Annotated in this window: 26 protein-coding genes; all 26 read left to right on the top strand. The window is 68.7% G+C overall.

Annotation, left to right across the window (positions count from 1 at the left end; translation table 11 throughout):
• Nucleotides 1-55 precede the first annotated feature (55 nt).
• The 26 genes from ACKTSN_RS11850 to ACKTSN_RS11725 all read left to right on the top strand — a co-directional run bounded on the left by ACKTSN_RS11850 (nucleotide 56) and on the right by ACKTSN_RS11725 (nucleotide 20747).
• Nucleotides 56-571 carry a DUF6197 family protein gene (locus ACKTSN_RS11850; protein ID WP_409469079.1) on the top strand — a complete coding sequence of 172 codons (516 nt, stop codon included), beginning with the start codon at nucleotides 56-58 and terminating at the stop codon, nucleotides 569-571.
• 18 nt (nucleotides 572-589) lie between these two features.
• Entirely contained in the window at nucleotides 590-790 is a 201-nt protein-coding gene (locus ACKTSN_RS11845; RefSeq protein ID WP_409469078.1) for a hypothetical protein, read from the top strand.
• A gap of 207 nt (nucleotides 791-997) precedes the next feature.
• Nucleotides 998-1498, top strand: a complete 501-nt coding sequence (locus ACKTSN_RS11840) for a lamin tail domain-containing protein (RefSeq protein ID WP_409469077.1) — start codon at nucleotides 998-1000, stop codon at nucleotides 1496-1498.
• Between the two features lie 181 nt (nucleotides 1499-1679).
• Nucleotides 1680-1922: a hypothetical protein gene (locus ACKTSN_RS11835; RefSeq protein WP_409469076.1), complete on the top strand. Its 243-nt coding sequence runs from the start codon at nucleotides 1680-1682 to the stop codon at nucleotides 1920-1922.
• A 139-nt stretch (nucleotides 1923-2061) separates the two neighbouring features.
• A complete protein-coding gene (locus ACKTSN_RS11830; protein WP_409469075.1) occupies nucleotides 2062-2334 on the top strand; it encodes a hypothetical protein in 273 nt (90 codons plus the stop codon).
• A 13-nt stretch (nucleotides 2335-2347) separates the two neighbouring features.
• Entirely contained in the window at nucleotides 2348-2638 is a 291-nt protein-coding gene (locus ACKTSN_RS11825) for an HNH endonuclease (protein ID WP_409469074.1), read from the top strand.
• 6 nt (nucleotides 2639-2644) lie between these two features.
• Nucleotides 2645-3088 (top strand): hypothetical protein, encoded by a 444-nt coding sequence (locus ACKTSN_RS11820; RefSeq protein WP_409469073.1) that lies wholly within the window; start codon nucleotides 2645-2647, stop codon nucleotides 3086-3088.
• A gap of 383 nt (nucleotides 3089-3471) precedes the next feature.
• Nucleotides 3472-3747 (top strand): hypothetical protein, encoded by a 276-nt coding sequence (locus ACKTSN_RS11815; RefSeq protein ID WP_409469072.1) that lies wholly within the window; start codon nucleotides 3472-3474, stop codon nucleotides 3745-3747.
• On the top strand, nucleotides 3683-5266 hold the full coding sequence (locus tag ACKTSN_RS11810; protein ID WP_409469071.1) for a terminase: 1584 nt from the start codon (nucleotides 3683-3685) through the stop codon (nucleotides 5264-5266). The genes ACKTSN_RS11815 and ACKTSN_RS11810 overlap by 65 nt, the downstream gene beginning before the upstream one ends.
• The gene (locus tag ACKTSN_RS11805) at nucleotides 5248-5436 is read left to right on the top strand and encodes a hypothetical protein (protein ID WP_409469070.1); all 189 of its coding nucleotides are present in this window, start codon (nucleotides 5248-5250) and stop codon (nucleotides 5434-5436) included. The genes ACKTSN_RS11810 and ACKTSN_RS11805 overlap by 19 nt, the downstream gene beginning before the upstream one ends.
• Entirely contained in the window at nucleotides 5433-6782 is a 1350-nt protein-coding gene (locus ACKTSN_RS11800) for a phage portal protein (protein WP_409469069.1), read from the top strand. The genes ACKTSN_RS11805 and ACKTSN_RS11800 overlap by 4 nt, the downstream gene beginning before the upstream one ends.
• On the top strand, nucleotides 6782-7756 hold the full coding sequence (locus ACKTSN_RS11795; protein WP_409469068.1) for an HK97 family phage prohead protease: 975 nt from the start codon (nucleotides 6782-6784) through the stop codon (nucleotides 7754-7756). The genes ACKTSN_RS11800 and ACKTSN_RS11795 overlap by 1 nt, the downstream gene beginning before the upstream one ends.
• Nucleotides 7756-9228 carry a phage major capsid protein gene (locus tag ACKTSN_RS11790; RefSeq protein WP_409469067.1) on the top strand — a complete coding sequence of 491 codons (1473 nt, stop codon included), beginning with the start codon at nucleotides 7756-7758 and terminating at the stop codon, nucleotides 9226-9228. The genes ACKTSN_RS11795 and ACKTSN_RS11790 overlap by 1 nt, the downstream gene beginning before the upstream one ends.
• Before the next feature lie 78 nt (nucleotides 9229-9306).
• Nucleotides 9307-9717, top strand: a complete 411-nt coding sequence (locus ACKTSN_RS11785) for a hypothetical protein (protein ID WP_409469066.1) — start codon at nucleotides 9307-9309, stop codon at nucleotides 9715-9717.
• 9 nt (nucleotides 9718-9726) lie between these two features.
• Complete coding sequence (locus ACKTSN_RS11780; protein WP_409469065.1) at nucleotides 9727-10011, top strand: hypothetical protein; 285 nt, start codon at nucleotides 9727-9729, stop codon at nucleotides 10009-10011.
• A gap of 11 nt (nucleotides 10012-10022) precedes the next feature.
• Nucleotides 10023-10838: a hypothetical protein gene (locus ACKTSN_RS11775; protein WP_409469064.1), complete on the top strand. Its 816-nt coding sequence runs from the start codon at nucleotides 10023-10025 to the stop codon at nucleotides 10836-10838.
• Nucleotides 10838-11290 (top strand): hypothetical protein, encoded by a 453-nt coding sequence (locus tag ACKTSN_RS11770; RefSeq protein ID WP_409469063.1) that lies wholly within the window; start codon nucleotides 10838-10840, stop codon nucleotides 11288-11290. The genes ACKTSN_RS11775 and ACKTSN_RS11770 overlap by 1 nt, the downstream gene beginning before the upstream one ends.
• A gap of 26 nt (nucleotides 11291-11316) precedes the next feature.
• Entirely contained in the window at nucleotides 11317-11475 is a 159-nt protein-coding gene (locus ACKTSN_RS11765; RefSeq protein ID WP_409469062.1) for a hypothetical protein, read from the top strand.
• Nucleotides 11475-11960 (top strand): hypothetical protein, encoded by a 486-nt coding sequence (locus tag ACKTSN_RS11760; RefSeq protein WP_409469061.1) that lies wholly within the window; start codon nucleotides 11475-11477, stop codon nucleotides 11958-11960. Before ACKTSN_RS11765 ends, ACKTSN_RS11760 begins: the two co-directional genes overlap by 1 nt.
• Nucleotides 11961-12238: 278 nt before the next feature.
• Nucleotides 12239-12490, top strand: a complete 252-nt coding sequence (locus ACKTSN_RS11755; RefSeq protein ID WP_409469060.1) for a hypothetical protein — start codon at nucleotides 12239-12241, stop codon at nucleotides 12488-12490.
• Between the two features lie 15 nt (nucleotides 12491-12505).
• Entirely contained in the window at nucleotides 12506-12952 is a 447-nt protein-coding gene (locus ACKTSN_RS11750) for a hypothetical protein (RefSeq protein WP_409469059.1), read from the top strand.
• A gap of 136 nt (nucleotides 12953-13088) precedes the next feature.
• A complete protein-coding gene (locus tag ACKTSN_RS11745; protein ID WP_409469058.1) occupies nucleotides 13089-15854 on the top strand; it encodes a hypothetical protein in 2766 nt (921 codons plus the stop codon).
• A complete protein-coding gene (locus ACKTSN_RS11740; protein ID WP_409469057.1) occupies nucleotides 15855-16814 on the top strand; it encodes a phage tail protein in 960 nt (319 codons plus the stop codon).
• Entirely contained in the window at nucleotides 16811-17992 is a 1182-nt protein-coding gene (locus ACKTSN_RS11735; protein ID WP_409469056.1) for a siphovirus ReqiPepy6 Gp37-like family protein, read from the top strand. The genes ACKTSN_RS11740 and ACKTSN_RS11735 overlap by 4 nt, the downstream gene beginning before the upstream one ends.
• A 71-nt stretch (nucleotides 17993-18063) precedes the next feature.
• Nucleotides 18064-18936: a hypothetical protein gene (locus tag ACKTSN_RS11730; RefSeq protein WP_409469055.1), complete on the top strand. Its 873-nt coding sequence runs from the start codon at nucleotides 18064-18066 to the stop codon at nucleotides 18934-18936.
• Nucleotides 18936-20747: a right-handed parallel beta-helix repeat-containing protein gene (locus ACKTSN_RS11725; RefSeq protein WP_409469054.1), complete on the top strand. Its 1812-nt coding sequence runs from the start codon at nucleotides 18936-18938 to the stop codon at nucleotides 20745-20747. Before ACKTSN_RS11730 ends, ACKTSN_RS11725 begins: the two co-directional genes overlap by 1 nt.
• Nucleotides 20748-20753: the final 6 nt, after the last annotated feature.

Raw genomic sequence — 20753 nt, 5'->3', positions numbered from 1 at the left:
GCACCGGGGCGCCCCTCCCACCCACCACGCGCGAACGCGCAGAAGGCAGCACCACATGACCACGCACGCCCCGACCGCGGCAAGCCCGCCGCAGGCCCCACCCGAACTCGACCTCGACGCTCGGCTTGTCCTGCTCGGCGCCCTCATGACCGTGCGTCTCGATCAAGCCGCGGTCGCCTTCGAGGTACGCACCGCCCACATCCCGGGCGCCGCCCCCATCCCCGAGATCTCCGCACCTCTGCCGATCACCCCGACCGCCGCCCCCTGCCCCTACAGCACCCCGATCGCTGAGCTGCTGCACCGCGCCCGGGTGCGGATCGAGACGGACGGCTGGTGCCGGGACGCCGCCTTCGACGAGCAGGGCGCCGTCTGCCCCATCCGCGCCATCCGCCTCGAAGCCGCCAGCCGCCGCGACGCCGACGACGCCTGCGTGCTCCTCCTCGAAGCCATCCAACGCGACTTCCGCAACGCGGAGACGATCCCCTCCTGGAACGCCCAGCAGACCAGCCCCGCACCCATCCTCCTCGCATTCGACCGAGCCGCCGAACTCGCACACGCGCGCAACCTCTGACCCAGAAAGGACCACGACATGGCCAAGCAGCCCACCCCCGAAGAAATCCGGGAAGCCGGCCGCCAGCTCCAGCGCGGCGGAATCCTCGGCCGCGGCAGCAGCAAGAAGGCCGATCAACTCATCGAGGAAGCCGTTGCCGCCGGAGCAGACCGGCAGCAGATCGCGATGGAGATTCTTGCGGCAGCAGCCGACTGCCAACCCCGACCGTGGGCGCGCTAGTCCACAACGGCAGGGCCCCGACCGCCATCGGTCGGGGCCTTTCGCATGGGTACGGCGCGGGCGATCCAGCCGCGGCCGGTGCCGGCGATCGCGGCCGTACACAGATCGCACACAAATAATCAGCTCAGATCACTTCCGTTTGCCGTACAACCGCGGGGCGCGCTCGCGAGTCCTTCACACGTCAGTCACAACTGCCTAAGGATCCAAATGACCCGCAGACTCGCCGCCACCGCCGTCGCTGCCGCCATCACGGCAGGCACCCTGGCGGCCGTCGCCGCCCCGGCTCAGGCCGCCGAGTACTCCTCAGCACTGAAGATCCGCGGAGCCCAGTACGACGCCCCCGGCCGGGACTCCAACAGCTGCTCCACCGGCAACACCGACGAGGAATACCTGACCATCAAGAACTACTCGTCCACGGCGACCATCAACCTCAAGGGCTACGTCGTCAAGGACGCCGCCGGCAACCGCTTCGCCTTCACCGCCAACCACTACCTGCAGCCCGGCGACTACGTGAAGCTCCGCGGCGGCAACGGCACCGACTCCGACGCCAACAACGTCGTCTACCGCGACAACTGCAACTTCATGTGGAACAACGACAAGGACACGATCTACCTGTACAAGCCGTCCGGCAGCCGCGCAGACGTCCACGCCTACACCAAGAGCGCGAACGACGCCGACGGCAACGGGTACATCAACTTCCACAGCTGAGCCACAGCCAGGCAGTCGCCCGCTGGTACCACTGCTGGATGAGGCCGTAGCCGTCAAGGCTCTTGCTTGACCGCGTCGATCACCGTATGTCACAGTGCCCCCAGGGCAGGACACGTGTGCCCGCAAGCCTCTAGGCCCCCAGCTACTGCCGGGGGCCTTTTGCATGTCCGGGGGAGGCGCCATGGACGTGACCGAGCTGTACCCCGACGACCTGGTCTTCGAGGACCAGGCCGTCGCCGAGACCGGCGTTCCCGGCACGGTGATCCGGCAGTGGGCGCGCCGCGGGAAGATCCACCGCTTCCAGGGCAACGGACAGTTGACCGGCCAGGGCCACGAGTACAAGACCATGTACGCCCTACCCGAGATCCGCGAACGCGCCCGCACCTACCGGCCCATGCCACAACGCGCACCCCGCGCCGCCTGACCCCCCGCCGTCCGCAACGCCCCCGTCACGGACGGCGGGGCTTCCACACGTCCGGGTCACAACACGGCCACAGCGTCGCCGCAGTGGCTCCGCGCGGCGCATGATGCCCCCTCAGCGACACAACGTCCTTGGGGGGACCATGAAGACCCGCACAGCCGCCATAGCCGCCCTCCTTGCCCTCGCAGCCCTGACGGCCGCATGCGGCAAGTCCGAAGAGGAGATTGCAGCGGACTGCCAGAAGGCGCTCGCCAACACGACCGTCGGCGTCGGAGATGAGCGGCCCGAAGCCTGCGAGGGACTGTCCGAGGACGACTACAACGCCCTGGTCATCTCGCAAGGGCTGAGGGACAGCGGCGTCATCGACGAGAACGGCGATGTCGACATGGGTGAACTGCTGGACGACGACCAGTAAGGAGGTGGCGCCCGTGGCCGGCAACCCGCGCAACGGGCGCCCCTATCGGCGGTTGTGCGAGCAGCAGCGGGCCCTCGGTCTTCCCTGCTGGTGGTGCGGTGGGCAGATCCGCTACGACATCACAGGCCCGCTCGCCGGCCGTCACCGCGACGCCTTCACCCTCGACCACGCCGTGCCGCTCAGCCTTGGCGGTGACCTGCTCGACTTTGCCAACGCCCGCTCAGCGCACCGCCGCTGCAACTCGGCCCGGGGCAATCGCACTGACATCAAACGCCAGCCAGTGCGGTCGTCACGGAGGTGGTGACGCTGCGTGCTGTACGTCGTTACCGGTCCTCCCGCAGCGGGTAAGAGTAGCTGGATTACCGCACGTGCTCGGGCAACGGACATCGTCATCGACCTCGACCGCATCGCTCTCGCCCTTGCCGGTCCTGGCGCACCCAGCTGGCAGCACGACGAGACCTTGCTGAAGGTTGCGCACCGTGCACGGTTCGCTGCCATCGACGAGGCGGTCAAGCACCGGGACACCGTGGATGTCTACCTCATTCACACGATGCCCAGCCCCAAAGCGCTCGCTCGGTACCAGCGGCTGGACGCTGAGGTAGTCGCCGTGGACCCAGGACAGGACATCGTCATGCAGCGCGTGCGGGACATGCGTGACCCGGCCATGACCGCAGTGGCCACCCGCTGGTACCGGCAGCACGCACGGCGCAAGCTCGGTCGCTCGGCAGGACGCCAAGCCTCCCGCACCTGGTAGCCCTGCGTACACACACGTCTGGTCACCCACCGTGCACCCCGCCCTGGCGCAGGGTGGTAGGGCAGGGCACCCCGGCCCGGGCAGGCCGGCCCACCCCGACAGGCCCATGGTGCGAACGGTCAGCGACCAGAGGCGAAGTGGTCACGCTCAACCCAGTCACATTCAGCAATCGTTGCGCTGAGCTGCGACGATGCGGTGTGGCCAGGGCAAGGGGAGGGGGGCCTTGAGTCATCGTGGATTCCGAAGACCGGGCGACCCAAACGCCCTTGTCGCCCGATTTTTTGCGCGGCCATTTTGAAAGCCTATTTCGGCGAAGCGAACTCCAGCGATTTAGCGGACGTCACTCAGCGTGACGTAACGCTCTGTCACCGTCGGGGGTGATCGTGAACGTCGCCGACAAGATCGACGCCGAGCTTGACGATCTGCACGCGCACGGCACTGCTCCCGGCATGGCGGCCGTAGCCCTCGAACTCGCCCGCGCGATCGACGGCTCGGACGCCCCCACGGCGAAGGCGGTCGCCGCCCGCGAACTCCGCTCGATCATGTCCGACCTGCGCAAGCTCGCCCCTGTCGGGGAGGAGGGGGACGCGGTCGATGACATTGCTCAGCAGCGAGCGAAGCGCCGAGCAGCTGCCCGCGAGCAGGCTTCCAGCGGATGACGGCCGGATGTACGGCTGGCAGGAGCCGCCAATCCAGATCGCTCCGCCATCAGTGTCGACCGCGGGCCAGGAAGCGATCGACCTGGCGGCGAAGGCTGGGCTGAAGTTGGACCCGTGGCAGCAGCACGTGCTGCGCGTCGGCATGGCGGAGAAGGCGGACGGCAGTTGGGCGGCGTTCGAGGTGGCCGTCAACGTCCCTCGCCAGAACGGCAAGGGCGGCATTATCGAGGCCCGGGAGCTGTGGGGTCTGTTCGTCGGCGGCGAGGAGCTGATCCTCCACTCGGCGCACGAGTTCAAGACGGCGAAGAACGCGTTCCGACGGATCGAGCGACTGATCCGCGGGTGCCCTGACCTGCATAAACGCGTGAAGCAGTACCGGCAGACCGTGGGCGAGGAATGGATCGAGCTGCACGACGGAGCGATGCTGCGCTTCATCGCCCGCTCCAAGGGCTCGGGTCGAGGCTTCAGTGGGCACAGCAACATGCTCGACGAGGACATGATCCTGGGCGACGCGGAGATGGACGCCCTGCTGCCCACGATGGCCGCCATCGAGGACCCGCAGATTTGGTATCTCGGCTCGGCTGGCATCGGCGCTGCCTCCGTGCAGCTCGCGCGTCTGCGCCGCCGGGCTCTCAAGGCGATCGAGGACGGCGTGCCGGACCCGTCGCTGGCCTACATGGAGTGGTCGGCCAACCCGCACGTCAAGGAGTGCCCGAAGGACTGCACCGCCCACGACGACCCGGCCTCCGACGAGGCCGTACTGAAGTCCAACCCGGCGGTCGGCTACCGACTGTCCCTGGGCAAGGTGGCCAACGAGCGGGCCACGCTCAGCGCGGAGGGCTACGCACGCGAGCGGCTCGGCGTGGGCGACTACCCGTCCGACGAGGGCGACGCCTGGGCCGTCATCGGCAAGGACGCCTGGGAGGCCCTGGCGGACGGTGACAGCCAGCCGGCCGATCCTGTGGCGTTCGCGGTCGATGTCACGCCGGAGCGCTCGAACGCGTCGATTTGCGTGGCTGGCCATTACGGCGGCGGCGTGCACGTCGAGGTCGTGGACAACCGGCCTGGCACTGCATGGGTTCCTGAGCGCCTGCGCGAGCTGGCGGAGCGTCATGGTCCGCGCTGTGTGGTCATCGACCCGGGGAGCCCGGCTGGCGCGCTCATCACCGACGTGACTGAGGCGTTGAAGGTCGACCCGGACGAAGAGGTCGGCGAGGACGAGGAGCCGCGGCTTCTGGTGCCGATCGTGCAGATGAAGACCCGGGACGTCGTTCAGGCCACTGGCCAGTTCTATGACGCGGTGGCCGCGGGTCGTGTCTCGCACCTCGATCAGGCGCCTCTGTCGACGGCTCTGGCGGGCGCGAGGAAGCGAGAGCTCGGCGAGGCGTGGGCGTGGGCCAGGCGTGGCGTCGGAGTGGACATCACGCCGCTGGTCGGCGTGACAGAGGCGCGTTGGGGCCTCTTCGTCGAGGTCGAGGGGCCGGAGGAGGAGGTGGAACCGTGGGCCGAATTCGGATGACACCGGCGGGCCGTGCCCGGGCGGGCGTGCTGGCGGGCGGGGCGATGGCGGCGGTGGGCTCCGGTCTCGGGCTCGGTCTCGCGGTGGGCCTGGTGGTGGGTGGGGTGCTGTTGGTCGCGTACTGCCTGCTGCTCGCGAATGTGGACGCCGATGATGGGGGTGGCCCGTGACGAGCCTGTGGCGGGCCGCTCGGGGCCGCACGGAGACGCGGGCCATCAGCACCATCGACGACTACGCGCTGGCGCTTCAAGAGGCGCTGGGCTACGGCGGCTGGTCAGCGCTGGGCATCACGCAGACCCAGCCCGGCCAGGCCGCGGAGAAGGCGTCGGGAGACCTTCCCGGATATGCGCAGTTGTTCGCTACGAACCCGGTGATCTGGGCGTGCATGGTGGCCCGGCAGATGGTGTTCTCAGCACCGAGGTTCGTCTGGCAGCGGCTGAACAACGGGTCCCCGTCGCAGATGTTCGGTACTCAGGATCTGCGGCTCCTTGAGGAGCCCTGGACGGGCGGCACCACGCAGGACCTGCTGTCCCGGGTGATCCAGGACGCCGACCTGGCGGGCAACAGCTACTGGACGGGCGCTGACGACGAACTGGTGCGGATGCGGCCCGACTGGACGTACATCGTGCTGGAGCGCCGCATGATGCGCGGTGGGGTCCTCGGCTGGCGGAAGGTCGGATACGTCTACCAGGAGCCTGGCGAGGAGCCGGTGCCGCTACTCGCGGATGAGGTGGCGCACTTCGCGCCGGTGCCGGATCCGCTCGCCACGTACCGGGGCATGTCGTGGCTGACGCCGGTGATCCGGGAGACGCAGAACGACGGCCTGATGGCCACGCACAAGCGGAAGTTCCTGGAGAACGCGGCCACTCCGAACATGGTGGTGAGGCTGGCCCGGGAGGTCAGCCCGGACGCTTTCGCCAAGTTCAAGGCCAAGATGGAGGCCAACCACCGCGGCGTCGAGAACGCGTACAAGACGCTGTACCTGGGTGGTGGCGCTGATGTGACCGTCGTCGGCGCCGACTTCCAGCAGCTCGATTTCGCGAAGGTTCAGGGCGCTGGCGAGACGCGCATTGCGGCCGCCGCGGGAGTGCCGCCGATCATCGTTGGCCTCTCTGAGGGCCTACAGGCTGCGACCTACAGCAACTACGGCCAGGCCCGCCGGCGCTTCGCCGACGGCACGATCCATCCGCTGTGGCAGAACGCAGCCGGGAGTTTCGGCCGTCTGGTGCGGCCGTCGGGCGGGGGCTCGTCCGGCGCTGTGCGGCTCTGGTACGACGCGCGTGACGTGCCGTTCCTGCGTGAGGACGCCCGGGATGCAGCCGAGATCCAGGGCACGCAGTCGCGGACGATTCGCACGCTGGTCGACGCCGGTTACACCCCTGAGTCTGTCATGGCCGCGGTGACGGCCTCCGACTGGTCCCTGCTCGTTCATACGGGCCTGTTCTCCGTGCAGTTGCAGGCGCCCGGGACGGCCGGGCCTGCTGCTCTTCCCGCTCCGACCGAGGAGGGTTCTTGATGCCCACTCTGACCGCTACGGTGCGGGACCTGGAGAGGTCCGCGCCGTTCCAGCTGCTGCGCGCCGAGGGGGGCGAGGGGGGCGACGGCCGCACGCTGTCCGGCTATGCCGCCGTGTTCGGCGAGCCGACCCTGATCGACTCCTGGGAAGGCGTGTTCACCGAGACGATCCGCAAGGGTGCCTTCCGTAAGACGATCCGGGAGAACACGCCGGTCATGCAGTTCGATCACGGTCGGCATCCGCTGATCGGGAGTATTCCGATCGGCGCGATCACGGATCTGCGGGAGGACGAGCAGGGCCTCTATGTGGAGGGCCGCATCACCGATAACTGGCTGATGCAGCCGATCCGGGATGCGATCTCCGAGCAGACGGTGAACGGCATGTCGTTCCGGTTCGAGGTAGTCCGCGAGGAGTGGCGGGACGCCAACGGCAAGCTCGTCAAGCCCGAGGAGGTCCTGGACCTGTTGTGGATGCCGGGCGACCGTGGGCCGCTGCAGCGTGAGCTGATCGAGCTGAAGTGCCGCGAGCTTGGGCCCGTTGTCTTTCCGGCCTACGGCGGCACCAGCGTGTCCGTCCGGGCTCGGGACATGGCGGCCGGGCTCGTCCACAACGACAGCATGACCCGCCAGATCCGCGCCTCGCTGGCACGCGACGCTGCGACCGTGGCACCCCAGGTGCCCGACGATCCGCAGCTCCGCCGCGAGGTAGCTGCCGCGCTGCTCTACCAGCAGCCGGACCACCAGACCCGCGAGGCCGCGCCGCTCTCCGACGAGCACCCGAACCCCGCACGCCCGACTGGCGCGCCGCCTGAGCCTGGGCACCCGCCGACCCCCAGCACCACCGACGCGCCGCCCGCCGATGGGCACCCGTCGCCTTTCCCGCGCACAGCCGCCCTCCGGGATCAGATTCGCGAGATCACCGGCCTTATGGGCGAGCGCCTGGCGCTCATCGACGAACAGAAGGAGAAGAGCTGATGGAGCTCTCCCACTCCCAGGCGGTCATCCGCCTGCAGGACATCAAGGCTGAGCTCGAGCGGCTCGGCGAGAAGGACGACCTGACCACGGAGGACGAGCAGTCCTTCGATGAGCTCACCCGCGAGTTCGCCGAGGTCGACAACCACCGCCGGCAGCTGGAGCGCAAGTCGGCCCTGGAGCGGGTCCGCTCGGCGACGAAGGCGACCGAGCGTGGCCCGGCCGCGCTGAAGGTGGAGGGCGGGACGCCGACGTCGTCTCGCGACGGCTACGACCTCGACCCGGTACTGCACCCGGACTCCGTCGAGGACTGCCGGTTCCGCAACCCGTGGGACCTGTCCGAGGTGCGCACCTTCGGCCAGTCTAAGGAGAAGGTCGCGCAGGAACTGCGGGCCCGTGCCCTGTCGGCCATTGAGAAGATGGGCGGCGCCAACGACGCTGTCCGCTCGGCCGCAACCGGCATCATCGAGAAGTTCGATGACGGCGAGTCGCGCATCGCGAAGCTGGTCCTGGCGGCTTCCAGCCCGGAGTACCTGCGGGCGTGGTCGAAGGTCGCGGCCGGCCGCGGGCACATGATCTCCCCCGAGGAGCAGCGCGCCCTCGAGCGGGCCATGAGCCTGACCGACAGCGCGGGCGGCTACCTGGTGCCGTTCCAGCTCGACCCGACGGTCATCATCACCGCGAATGGTTCCCGCAACCAGATCCGGCAGGTTGCCCGTCAGGTCGTCGCCACCGGCGACGTGTGGAACGGCGTCTCCTCCGGCGCGGTGTCCTGGTCGTGGGATGCGGAAGGAGCCGAAGTCTCGGACGACTCGACGACGTTCGCGCAGCCCACCGTGCCGGTGCATAAGGCGGCCGGGTTCGTGCCGATCAGCATCGAAGCGCTGGAGGACGAGGCCAACGTCACGCAGGAGGTCGCGCGTCTGCTGGCGTTCGGCCGTGACGTGCTCGAGGCCGCGGCGTTCACCACGGGCACCGGCTCCGGCCAGCCCACGGGCATCGTCACCGCCCTGACCGGCACCAGCTCGGTCGTCACGTCGACCACCACGGACGTGTTCGCCGCGGCGGACATCTACAAGGTCGACAACGCCCTGCCGGCCCGCTACCGCGGGAACGCGACGTGGCTGGCGAACCGGGCCGTGTACAACCTGGTCCGCCAGTTCGACACCAGCGGTGGTGCGCAGATGTGGGAGCGCATCGGCGCCGATGTTCCGCCGCAGCTGCTCGGGCGCCCGGCGCTGGAGGCGGAGGACATGGACGGCGTCGTCAACGCCACCCAGGACAACTACCTGGCGGTGTACGGCGACTTCCAGAGTTATGTCATAGCCGACCGGGTCGGCATGACGGTCGAGTTCATCCCGCACCTCGTGGGGGCGAACAGGCGGCCGACCGGCCAGCGCGGCTGGTACGCGTATTACCGAGTTGGTGCCGACTCGGTGAACGATGGGGCGCTGCGCCTCCTCAACGTGACCTGAGTCACAGTCAACTTCGCGATGGAAGGCCCGGATTCCCAGGAGTCCGGGTCTTCCGCATGCCCGAGGGAGAGAGGACCCATGCGGCAGACCCTGTACAACACCGCCCGAGCGAAGGCGACTCTGGCGATTGCGCTGCGCACCAACGGCACCGTGAACGGCACGGGCGTCGATCTCCACGAGAACAAGGACGCTTCCCGGTCGGCGATGCTCATCGTCCACTCCGGGACCATCACCGACGGTTCGCACGCGGTGACCCTGCAGGAGTCCGACGACAACTCGACGTTCACGAACGTGGCGGCTGCCGATCTGCAGGGATCCAACCCCACTGTGACGAGCACGGACGACGACAAGATCTATGAGGTCGGCTACGTGGGGTCCAAGCGGTACCTGCGCGCGTCCGTGACCACCTCTGGCGCCACGACTGGCGGCACGCTCGGCGCGGCCATTGTGCGTGGGTTCGTGCGCCGTCCGCCGATCTCGCGAAGCTAGGAGAGACAAGTGGCGATCAAGCGCTGCAAGAGCCCGTTCAGCGTCTGGAAGAACGGTGTCCCGCGCGTCATTACGGGCGGGCAGCTCGTGGAGGACACCGACCCCGTCTACAAGGGTCACGAGCACCTCTTCGAGGACGTCGAGACGTTCGTTTCCGACCGCGCCGCCCAGGTGGAGCAGGCAACAGCCGACCCTGGGGAGCCGCGCGACCTCACCCCGCCCGCGGCGGCGGACAGTAAGAGCGGCGACGGCGAGAAGCAGCCGCCCCGGCGCGGCCGCCGCACCACCAAGTAGGGGAGTGGACGGTGCCGTTCGATCTGGGCGCCACGGTGCGCCTTACCGGAGAGTGCCGGGATCCGGGCGGCACGCTCACCACGGCAACGACAGCCGTCGTGACGATCACACTCCCGGACGGGGCCGCCGTCACGCCGGCTGTCACAGAATCGGACACAGGCCAGTACCAGGCCGATTACGTGACGACCGTCCCGGGCCGGCACTCGGTGCGCTGGGTTTGGGCCGAGCCGGCCGCCGCACATACGGACGTGTTCGACGTGCAGGAGGCTGCGCCCCCGTCGATCCTGTCGCTGGCCGACGCCAAGAAGCACCTCAACATCACCAGCACGCGGGATGACGACGAGATCCGGTTTTGGAACAACGCCACGACGAAAGCCGTGGAGTACTACGTCGGCCCCGTCATCGCCCGCTCCTTCACCGAGCAACACCAGGTGCGCGACGCCCGCACGGTCGTGCTGTTGAAGACACCCGTCCTCGAGCTCACTGCCGTCGACTCCGTGCTGACGGGCGGCGTCGCCTACGACATCGACGGCTTGGACGTGGACGGCGCCACCGGCGAACTCTTCCGGATGGACGGCGGCCGACTGTCCGGGCGGCTGCGTGTTACCTACCGGGCCGGGCGCACGGTCGTTCGGGAGAACATCACCGCCGGGGCGCGCATCATCCTGGAGCACCTGTGGCGCACGCAGCGGCCCGCCCGTGGTGGTCTGGCCGGTGGTGGTGAGGACTACAGCGTCACCGAGCCCATTCCGGGTCTTGGTTACGCCGTGCCGAACCGCGCGCTTCAGCTGTTGGAGCCGGATCGACTTCCCCCGGGGGTGGCGTAGTGGGATCCCGTGTTCCCGAGGTCATCGACCGCCTGGTGGCTTTCGGCGCGGCCGATGCGGAGCTGACCGACGTGCGTGTGTCGGATGGCCCGGAGGTGACCGAGGACGCCGCGATGGACTGGCTGATCGTCGGGTTCGACGGCGACCCGAACGGCGACTTCCAGGCTGCCCAGTCCCTGGGCGGCTGGTCGGACCTCGGCAGGGGCCGGGAGGAGCAGTTCCAGATCACTGTGGCGGCGATCGCTCAGCGCGGCGACACCGATGTACGGGCGGCCCGCGCGCGGGCGTATGCGATCGGCGCGCGAGTGGAGGCCTGGCTGCGCGCCGATCCGAGTATCGGCCTGGCCTCGCTGGAGGCCGCCATCGAAGCCACCCAGCTCACGCAGGACCAGACGAACCAGGGAGCGCAAGTCGTACTGCTGCTGACGGTGGCCGGCCGCGCATTCACGTAGAAGGGAGCCGCGCGGTGGGCGTGCGGATGAGTCACGACGGGATCGAGCAGGAGATCGAGGTGCCGGAGATCTCGGTACCGGTGTACGAGCGGTCGGGCTGGAAGGTCGTGGACGACCAGGCCAGCGAGTCCGGGGAGAAGACGGCCGCGGCGAAGGGCCGTCGGCGTGAGGCAGGAGAGAACTGATGGCGACTCCGATCAACGCGTCGGTCCGCTACTACCGGCGTGGTGTGACCCGCGTCCTGTGGGTGCCGACGATCGCGAACAAGAATTCGCCGACCAGGGCGGAACTGACTGCAGGTACGGCGTTGGAGGCCGAGACCGGCGCCATGTCCGGGTGGCAGACCACGTCCGGGACCGTGCCCACCCCCGCTCTGGGTAGCCGGTTCACGCCGGTTGTGGGCGGCGAGATCACGGCCTCCGACAGCTCGCTGACGTTCTGGGCGTCGAAGGACGGCGACGACGTCCGTAGCCTCCTGGTCCGCGAGGCAGACGGATTCATTGTGTGGATGGACGAGGGCGACGTGCCCACGCAGACCATGGACGTCTACCCGGTCACTGTCACCTCGCAGGCCAAGGTCCGCGAGCTCGACACCGCGGCGCAGATCATGGCGCAGTTCGCGATCACGAGCGAGCCCGCCGAGAACGTCACCATCCCCGCCGCGAGCTGACGATGCCGAGTTCGGTACGGATCCTCGGCACCGGGCAGCTGGTGGACTTGAGCCGCCGCATGCGGGGCGGTGGAGGTCCGAGGCTGCGGCAGAACTTCAGCCGCAGGATCCGGCGAGCTGCTGAGCCGCTGTATAAGGATCTGCAGGACGCAGTGCGAACGATGCCCTTGCAGTCCGAGGGGCGGAAACGAAACCGAGACGGCCGTATGCCGCACGGGGGTGCCTCGCCCACAACGCGCCCATTCCGGCAGATGCTCGCTGGCAGTGTCCGGCTCTCTGTGCGAACGACGAGCAATCCGGGCGCGCGCATCTGGATCGACCGCAGCCAGATCGAACCGAAGGCCAGGAACGTGCTCAACCAGATCAACAAGGACGGCAGGTTGCGGCACCCCGTGTTCGGCAATCGCAAGCGCTGGGTGAACCAGAGGTCTCAGGCGGGCTGGTGGTCGCGCAGGGTGCAGGCTGGCGTGCCGCGGATGCGGGCCGAAGTCGAACGGGTCCTCGGCGACGTCCGCCGCGACCTTCAATGAGAGCAGGGACGATCAATGATCATTTCGTGCAAGAAGGACGACGGCAGCGTGGAACGGGTTTCGACCGACGACCTGTCGGCGCTCGAGGCGGCCGCCATCGAGGAGGCCATGGGCGACACCCCGTGGCGGGCCATCGAGGACCGGCTAAGGGCGCAGGACCCCACTGCGATGCGGGCGGTGCTGTGGGCGTTCCGGCGGCGTGAGCAGCCCGGCCTGGCGTTCGCCGAATTCGACGTACCCGGCTGGCGGCGGCGCCTGTCGGCGCGCATCGAGCGCGCTGAGATCGACGAGGTCCTCAGTAACATCATGGCCGAGGCCCTCGCCAAGTCGGAGGACTCCGCGATCGACGCGGTGGTGCCGCACCTGCGCAAGCTCGCCGACAACCGGAGCGACATCGACGCCGCCCTCGACGCGCTGGGAAAAGGCCACTTGGTGCGCCACCGCCAGGACTCCGAGGGCTGATCACCGAGTACCGGTGGCTGCTCGCGCACTACCTGCACATCCGCCCCTGGGAGATCCGCCGCCTGTCCGCCGAGGACCTCGAATCGGCGGTGGCCTGGCTGCAGCACCACGTCGCTACACGCTGAGGAGGTGACCGGTGGCCGAGCGCCTGACCTTCACCCTCACCGGCCGCGACGAGTTGTCCCGCGTCCTGAACGGCACCGCCGACAGCGCCGACCATCTGCGGCTGCGGATGGCCGGCCTGACGGCCGATGCTGACGGGAACCTGCGTGACCTGCAGGGCCGATTCGTCTCCGTCACGGACGCGCAGCGGCGACTCGCCGGGCAGACCGACGACACCGCCCGCCGCTTCCGCGGCCTGTCGGATGAGACCGGGAAACTGGGCGAGTCTCTCCGGGCGAACCTGATCAGCCTCGCCCCGGCCGCGATCCCGGCGGCCGCCAGCCTGGCGGGGACTGCGGCCACGCTGGCAATCCAGTTCGGCGCCGTCGCCCTGGCGGCGGGCGCCTACGCGCTCGCGCTGGGCCCGCAGATCTCCGCGATCGGTGAGGCGGCCGACGCGCAGAAGAAGTACGAGGCGGCCGTCGAGACTTCCGGGGCCACCTCGGAGGAGGCCGTCAAGGCGCAGGCTGAGTACCAGCGCCAGCTGGAGAAATTGCCGCCGGCCACGCGTGAGGCGGCGGTGGCCGTCGGCCTCCTGAAAGACAACTATCAGGAGTGGTCCGACTCCCTGGCCGACGACGTCATGGCCCCGTTCACCAAGGGCATCGCCGTCACCAACGCGCTACTGCCCACGACGACGGATCTCGTCCAGGGTGCGTCCGGCCAGTTCGACCGGCTGATCACCCTCGTTGGCGGCGCCATCAGCACGCCAGGGTTCGACGCCCTGAACAGCAAGGTCACCACCTTCGCCAACGACACCCTGGACCAGGGCGTCGACAACCTGACCATCTTTCTGGCGAAGCTCGACAGCGGCGAGTACGACGACAGCGGCCTGTCCGAGTTCTTCGACTACGCGCAAGCGCAGGGGCCCCTCGTCTGGGACACGCTGGAGAACGTGGCCGAGGCGCTGCTGCACGTCCTCGAGGCCGGATCCGGCGTCGGTGTCAGCATGCTCGAGGTCATCAACGCCCTGTCAGGGATCGTCAGTGCGGTACCGCCCGAGGCGATCGCCACGCTCCTGCAGCTGGCCATTGCCATCAAGGCCGTGAAGCTCGCGGCTGTGGGAGCGAGCGCTGCAGGTACGGCCATGGCCGCGCTCGGTGTTCAGATTGCAGCCGTGCGCGCGGCGGCAGCAGCGGCGCCCGGCCCGCTCGCCGCCACGACCGCGGGGATCGGCGCCCTTTCCCGTACCGCCAAGTTGGCCATGGCAGGCACCGGGCTGGGCTTGTTGCTCATCGGCCTCGACTACCTGTCGTCCAAGAGCGAGAAGCCCAAGGTGGACGTCGACAAGCTGGCGACGTCGATCACGGAACTGGGGCAGTCAGGCGAGGTGGGCGGCGAGGCCCTGCGCGCCTACGGCAAGGACCTCGGCGGCCTGGCGGACAGCCTGCAGAAGGTCGTCGACCCGGAGGGCCTGGACCAGGTTCAGCAGTCGATCGTCAGCTTCTTCGGCACGGACTCAACCCCGGTGAAGCAGGCCAAGGAGGACATTGACGCCCTCGACAAGGCGCTGGCCAGTCTCGTGTCGAACGGGCAGGCCGACCTTGCTGCGGCAGGCCTGGACAAGATCATTGCCTCGCTGGAGAAACAGGGGTTCACGTCCGAGGAAGTCAAGGGCCAGCTCAACGACTACAAGGACGCACTGGCGGGGCAGCGCCTCGAGCAGGAGTTGACCGCCCAGAGCATGGGGCTGTTCGGGGAGCAGGCCCAGACCGTGCAGGCCAAGCTCGATGCGCAGAAGGCGTCCGCGGACGGCCTGCGCCAGAGCATCCAGGCGCTGAACGACATCAACCGGCAGGGCTTGGCCGGCATGATCGGATTCGAGGCGGCGATCGACGCTGCGTCTAAGGCGGCGCAGGAGAACGCTGGCGTCCTCGACATGCAGGGCGGGCAGCTCGTCCTCAACACGGAGAAGCAGCGCACCGCCGCCCAGGCCCTCAACGACCTCGCCGCGAAGACCGACGAGGCCACCGCGTCCGCCCGGGACTCGGGCGCTTCGTGGAACGAGGTGTCTGGCATCTACGAGCGGGGCCGGCAGCAGCTCATCAAGAATGCGATGCAGATGGGCCTCAACCGGGAGGAGGCCAGAGCGCTGGCCGATCAGATCCTCAAGACGCCGAACAAGACGGCGTTCCTGAAGGGCGATGTTGAGGACCTGAAGCGGAAGATCGCCGATGCGCGGGAGCGACTGCGTAAAGCGCCGAGCGAGAAGAAGGCGCATATCCGGGGTGAGATCGAGGACCTGAAGCGGAAACTCCGAGAGGCTCAGGATCGGATCAACGGCCTGCACGGCAAGACCGTGATCCTCAACGTCGACGCGGTCGCCAGCCGCAATGCGAAGAACCTGGCGGGCTACGCGTCGGGTGGCCTGATCCACAGGGCAAACGGTGGCCTCATCCCCGGCTTCCCTGGAGGCGGTCCGGTCATCGGTCCGGGCACCTCCACCTCGGACTCGGTCCTGTTGTGGGGATCGAACGGCGAGTACATGGTGCGCGCTGCGGCCGTCGACAAGTACGGGCTGAAGTTCATGGACGCCCTCAACGAGGGGCGCCTGCCCGTGGGCCGTCCGGCGCGCCCGGGCCTGCCCGCGGCGCCCGCCGCGGCGGTGGCCGGCTCCGACAGCGGCCGGCCGCCGGTGACGTACAACGTGTATCCGCGCGCCTCGGTGATCAGTGTGGAGGACCTGCGGCTGATTCAGCGGCAGGAAGAGGCGCGGCAGCGCGTGGGGAGGCCCGAATAAATGCCCCTGGTCACAGCACCGGTCGTCACCCCTGAGGAGCCGACCACACCGCCGGTCGATCTGCCCGAGATCGGCTACGCGTCGGTCACGTACATCGATCCGGCTGGCACCCGGTGGCCGATGACGGATGTGACCGCAGACTGGTACACCCTCGCCGAGGGCGTGTCAGGGCTGGGGGCGGCGCCGTACACGCTGACGTCGGATCCGCACCCGCGCGGCGGTGCCCGGCTGCGGCATGTCCAGCCGCGGCCGCGCACCATCGTGTGGCCGGTCCTGGTCAAGGGCACCGACCACCTGAAGTTCACGGCGAACTGGCGAGCAATGGCCAGGGCGTTCACGCGGACACTGCGCCCGACCGAGGGGCCGGGCACGCTCGAGGTGGCGCGCCCGGACGGCACCGCTCGCCGTATTGACGTGTACTACAGCGACGGCTGGGACGGGCGCGGGCAGACCGCGACGGGCATCACGTGGGACTCTGCGGTCGTCACCCTGTGGTGCGAGGACCCGTACTGGGTGGATGCCGAGCCGGTGACGGTGCACCGGGAAACCGGAACGCAGGTCGACTACCTGGTCCCCTTCCCGTCCGTGTCGTCGTCGCAGGTCCTCGGGGCCACAACGGTGGTCAACCCGGGCGACGTCGACGTTTGGCCAGCGTGGACGATCACCGGCCCCGCCTCTGTCATCACGTTCACCCGCGGGGACACCGGCGACAGCTTCACCCTCGACATGGCCGACACCGTGCACGGGCCGCTACTGGCCGGCGAGACCGTCACGGTGTCCACCGACCCGCCGCGCGTGCGGTCCGGAACCGGCGAGAACCTCGTCGCCGGGCTGAACTGGCCCTACGCCGTGCTGTGGTCGCTGCCGCCTGGAGAGACACCAGTGACCTTTCAGCTCGACGGCGCTGCGGCGGGTAGCGCCGTCGACCTGACGTTCTATCCGAGGTACGAGACGGCATGACGATTCAGCTGCTGGTCACCGACCGCAACCTGAACGTGCTCGGTGACCCGCTCGCCGGGTGGACCAAGCTCGAATGCGATCTGAATTTCAACAAGCCTGCCTCCGGGCAGGTGACGCTGCCGGCGTTGCCTGAGTACATGCAGCTGCTGCAGCCCGGCCGCCGCATGGTGGTGATCCGCGACGGCAGTATCTGGTGCGCGGGCCCGATGGAGCAGCCGCAGGCCTACACCTGGGATCTCGGGCAGAACGCCGGCCCGGGCACCGTCACCGTTGCCTTCAGCGATGACCTGGCGCGGGTCGCCGGGTACCTCACCTATCCGAACCCGGCCCTCGCGTTCGAGGGGCAGACCACCACGGCTGACGTGCGGTGGTCACGCCAAAGCGTCAACGCAGAGCTCATCATCCGCGCCTTGGTAGATGAGAACTGCGGGCCAAGCGCGCTGACCACGCGACGGATTGAGGGCCTGGTCCTCGATGCCGTCGCCGGGGTCGGCACCAACAGGTCCATCACCACACGGTTCGAGCCGCTGCTCGATGCATGCCGCAGGGCGGCTGCCTGGAACCGGCTGGGCTTCAGGACCAGGCAGGTCGGCGACGAGATCCGGTTCGGGGTGTACGCGCCAGTCGACCGCACTGGGAGCGCCCGCTTCTCCTCCGGGCTGGGCAACCTGCGATCCGTCGCCTTCACCATGGCTGCCCCGCTCGCGACGAGCGAGCTGGTGCAGGGCGGCAACGACCCCAAGCAGCCGCCGCTCGAGGGCGAACCGCCCAACGCCCGCGTATACGTGGAAGTCGAGTCCGGTTCACAGGCCGACTGGTACCGGGTGGAGAAGCTCATCGAGGAGAGCGGCAAGGACGACAGCGACGGCGAGCTCACGCAGGCCGGGACGCTCGCCCTGGGCGACGACAATCCCCAGGCATCGCTCGCGACCGTGACCGTGGACACCGAGGACCTGAAGGCCGGCCGCGACTTCGGGCTCGGCGACCGGGTCACGGTCGTCCTCCCGACTGGCCTGGAAATCTCCGACGTCGTCCAGACCATCCGGCTGGACGCCACCCCCGACGACGGCGAGCTGGTCACCTCCGTCATCGGCGACTCCGACAAGACCACCACAACGGCCACGGTGCGCACCGTGCGAGACCTGGCCCGCAGACTCGGACGACTGGAAGCGAGGTAGCCGTGGCTCAGGACTCCTGGCCCAGCCCAGCCCACAACAGCCGGGCAGTAACCGATCTCGAGAACGAGAAGATGGCTGCCCGGTTCAGCGACAACGGCGTGTACGGCACCCCCACCGACGCCGCCGTGGTGTCCGCGGGGACCGGCCTGTCAGTGACCATCCGCGCAGGCGTCGAGGGATCCCTGCGCGGCCACGCCTGGACCTCTGGCGCCACCGCCGTCACGCTGCCCGTCACGGCCAACTCCAGCGGACAGACACGCATCGACCGTGTCGTGCTGCGCCTCGACCGGTCCGCGTGGACGGTACGCGCGGCCGTCAAGCAGGGCACTCCCGGGGCGGGTGTGCCTGCCTTGTCCCAGTCGACGGGAGACACCGGCACCTACGAAATCCCGCTCGCCGAGGTCACCCTCCTCAGCGGCGCCGGCACGGTCACCGTGACCCGCAAAGAGCTGTACGTCGGGACTCGCGTGCGCCCGTGCACCTCCTCGACACGCAACCCGCTCCCGGTACCAGGAGAGATCAACTTCGAGACCGACACCGGGCGTGCGGTGCAGTGGACAGGCAGCAGCTGGCGGTCCGTCTTCGACGACTCGGGCGTCATCAACGTCAACGCGCCCACAGCGGCCTGGTCCAACGAGGTGGACTGTGTCCTGGAGAAGCGCAACGGCAACGTGCACCTGCGCCTCGGCGCATTCAAGCGGGCAGGCGGCACCCTCGCCGACGACATCGAATCCCGCCTCCCCGCGATCATCCCCGCCGCATACCGGCACCCGACCCGCGACCAGTACGGCCTGGCCTACATCACCGGCGTGAACATCGGCCGCTTCATCGTCTACTCCAACGCTTCCACCAGGGCCGGTCAGGTGTGGCTGGTGAACAAACCGACCATCAGCAGCGGCGACTCTGTGTTGCCGATGTCCGGACTGAGCTGGGTGGTGGACTGATGGCACGGCAGGAGTTCGGCGCCGGCATCGCCGACTACGTGGTTCAGCCCAGTGACGGCCTGTGGAGCATCGCCCCCGGCGCGACCATCACCTTCTGGTCCGCGGCCGACGGCGGTACCCAGTACACCGACCTCCTTGACGAACTGAACGCGCCGGTCACGCAAGTGACCGCGGACGCACAGGGATTCATCCCCACCTTCTACGGCCCGGATGGCATCACCGGGATGTGGGCGGACGCGGGCGGTTCCAGCCGCGCGTGGATGGAGGCCCACAACGTCGGCGACAGCGAGGAGGCGTCGGCCGGATCGGTGCGGGACTGGCTGAACGTGAAGGACTTCGGCGCGCAGGGCGACAACGTCACCGACGACACGCTCGCCATCCAATCCGCGCTCGCGGCCTGCCCGATGGGCGGCATCGTCTACCTGCCCGCGGGCGCGTACCGCACGTCGGCTCCGCTGACGATCCCGCCCGCGGTGACGCTGATGGGCACGCACACCAACCTGATGACGGTGGTCGGGCTCGTCGATCCGCCGTGCTACATCGCGCCCTTGCCCTCATTCGTCGGCGACGCTGTGCTCAAGTTCCTCGACCAGGCCGAGGGCGGCTACTCCACCATCTCAGCCGAGCACCGCATCCTGAACGTGATGATCGACGGGTCGGCGGCCGCCACCCCGGGCATCGACGGGATCCTGGCCAAGGGAAACATTCAGAACGTCGGGCTCCGGGACGTGACCATCCGCAAGGTCACCGGCGCGGGCATCAACACCCAGTTCAACGCTGGTTTCTTCCCCTACTCGTGGCGCTGCCACCGGGTGATGGTCGACAACTGCGGCTGGCACGGCATCCACGTGCAGGTGATGACGGACATCACCCTCATCGACTGCCAGGCCATCGGCAACGGCGCCAACGGTTTCGAGATCAACAACGCCGCGAACTCGCAGATGATCGGCTGCCGCGCGGAGTGGAACGCGAACAACGGGTTCCACATCACCGGCGACTGGGCGACCGGCACCGGCTCCGGCGGCATGCTGCTGGGCGACTGCAGCACCGACCGCAACGGCTTCAACGGCGTCCTGGTCGACGCGACCGGCAACCCGCCGATCCAGATCGAGAACCTCCACACCCGGCGCGACGGCCGCAACGGCGGTGCCGGCGGCGGGAATTATGCGGGCCTCGCCTGCAACGGCGCCACCGTGCCCGTCCTCGTCGGCATGGTCACCTGCTACCCCGGCACCGACGACAACGGCACCCAGACCAACTCCCCGCAGTTCGGGGCCAGGTTCACCAACTGCGAGTACGTATCCGTCGCCTCCGGATTCCTGCACGCCGCGAATGCGGGCTGGTCCGACGGAGGCGGCAACACCGTCTTGCGCAGGGGCCTGAACATAGCCGAACGCACCGGCACCACTGCGGCGCCTGTCGACGCGTTCGCTGGGCCGACCGACGTCGCCGGGAACCTGAACGTCGGCGGCTACCTCGCCGCAGCGTCCGGCCAGTCCGGCGGCGTGTGGAACATCTGGGACGCAACCCCGAAGGCGCTGAACCTCGGCACGGCCGGCGGCGGCGTCGCCATCAAGGAAGGCGCCAACGCCCGCATGGGCGTCGCCACGCTCAACGGCACTACCGCCGTGACCATCGCCAACACCTCGATCACCGCCAACACTCGCATCTTCCTGACGATCCAAACACCCGGTGGGACGCCCGCCAGCCCGTACATCTCAGGGCGCACGGTGGGCACGAACTTTCAGATCAAGTCCACCGGCGCCAGTGACACTTCCGTTGTCGCCTGGGCCCTGTTCGAACCCGCATAAGGAGCT

Origin of the sequence: Streptomyces flavusporus, from assembly GCF_046267975.1 — a bacterium.
Taxonomy (GTDB): domain Bacteria; phylum Actinomycetota; class Actinomycetes; order Streptomycetales; family Streptomycetaceae; genus Streptomyces; species Streptomyces flavusporus.
Note: the sequence above shows the minus strand (reverse complement) of the source record. Positions and strands in the feature narration are given on the sequence as shown.

Coding starts and splice junctions, on each gene's coding strand:
- ACKTSN_RS11850 (WP_409469079.1), top strand. CDS start 56: ATGACCACGCACGCCCCGACCGCGGCAAGCCCGCCGCAGGCCCCACCC.
- ACKTSN_RS11845 (WP_409469078.1), top strand. CDS start 590: ATGGCCAAGCAGCCCACCCCCGAAGAAATCCGGGAAGCCGGCCGCCAG.
- ACKTSN_RS11840 (WP_409469077.1), top strand. CDS start 998: ATGACCCGCAGACTCGCCGCCACCGCCGTCGCTGCCGCCATCACGGCA.
- ACKTSN_RS11835 (WP_409469076.1), top strand. CDS start 1,680: ATGGACGTGACCGAGCTGTACCCCGACGACCTGGTCTTCGAGGACCAG.
- ACKTSN_RS11830 (WP_409469075.1), top strand. CDS start 2,062: ATGAAGACCCGCACAGCCGCCATAGCCGCCCTCCTTGCCCTCGCAGCC.
- ACKTSN_RS11810 (WP_409469071.1), top strand. CDS start 3,683: ATGACATTGCTCAGCAGCGAGCGAAGCGCCGAGCAGCTGCCCGCGAGC.
- ACKTSN_RS11795 (WP_409469068.1), top strand. CDS start 6,782: ATGCCCACTCTGACCGCTACGGTGCGGGACCTGGAGAGGTCCGCGCCG.
- ACKTSN_RS11790 (WP_409469067.1), top strand. CDS start 7,756: ATGGAGCTCTCCCACTCCCAGGCGGTCATCCGCCTGCAGGACATCAAG.
- ACKTSN_RS11785 (WP_409469066.1), top strand. CDS start 9,307: ATGCGGCAGACCCTGTACAACACCGCCCGAGCGAAGGCGACTCTGGCG.
- ACKTSN_RS11765 (WP_409469062.1), top strand. CDS start 11,317: ATGAGTCACGACGGGATCGAGCAGGAGATCGAGGTGCCGGAGATCTCG.
- ACKTSN_RS11760 (WP_409469061.1), top strand. CDS start 11,475: ATGGCGACTCCGATCAACGCGTCGGTCCGCTACTACCGGCGTGGTGTG.
- ACKTSN_RS11750 (WP_409469059.1), top strand. CDS start 12,506: ATGATCATTTCGTGCAAGAAGGACGACGGCAGCGTGGAACGGGTTTCG.
- ACKTSN_RS11740 (WP_409469057.1), top strand. CDS start 15,855: ATGCCCCTGGTCACAGCACCGGTCGTCACCCCTGAGGAGCCGACCACA.
- ACKTSN_RS11735 (WP_409469056.1), top strand. CDS start 16,811: ATGACGATTCAGCTGCTGGTCACCGACCGCAACCTGAACGTGCTCGGT.
- ACKTSN_RS11730 (WP_409469055.1), top strand. CDS start 18,064: ATGGCTGCCCGGTTCAGCGACAACGGCGTGTACGGCACCCCCACCGAC.
- ACKTSN_RS11725 (WP_409469054.1), top strand. CDS start 18,936: ATGGCACGGCAGGAGTTCGGCGCCGGCATCGCCGACTACGTGGTTCAG.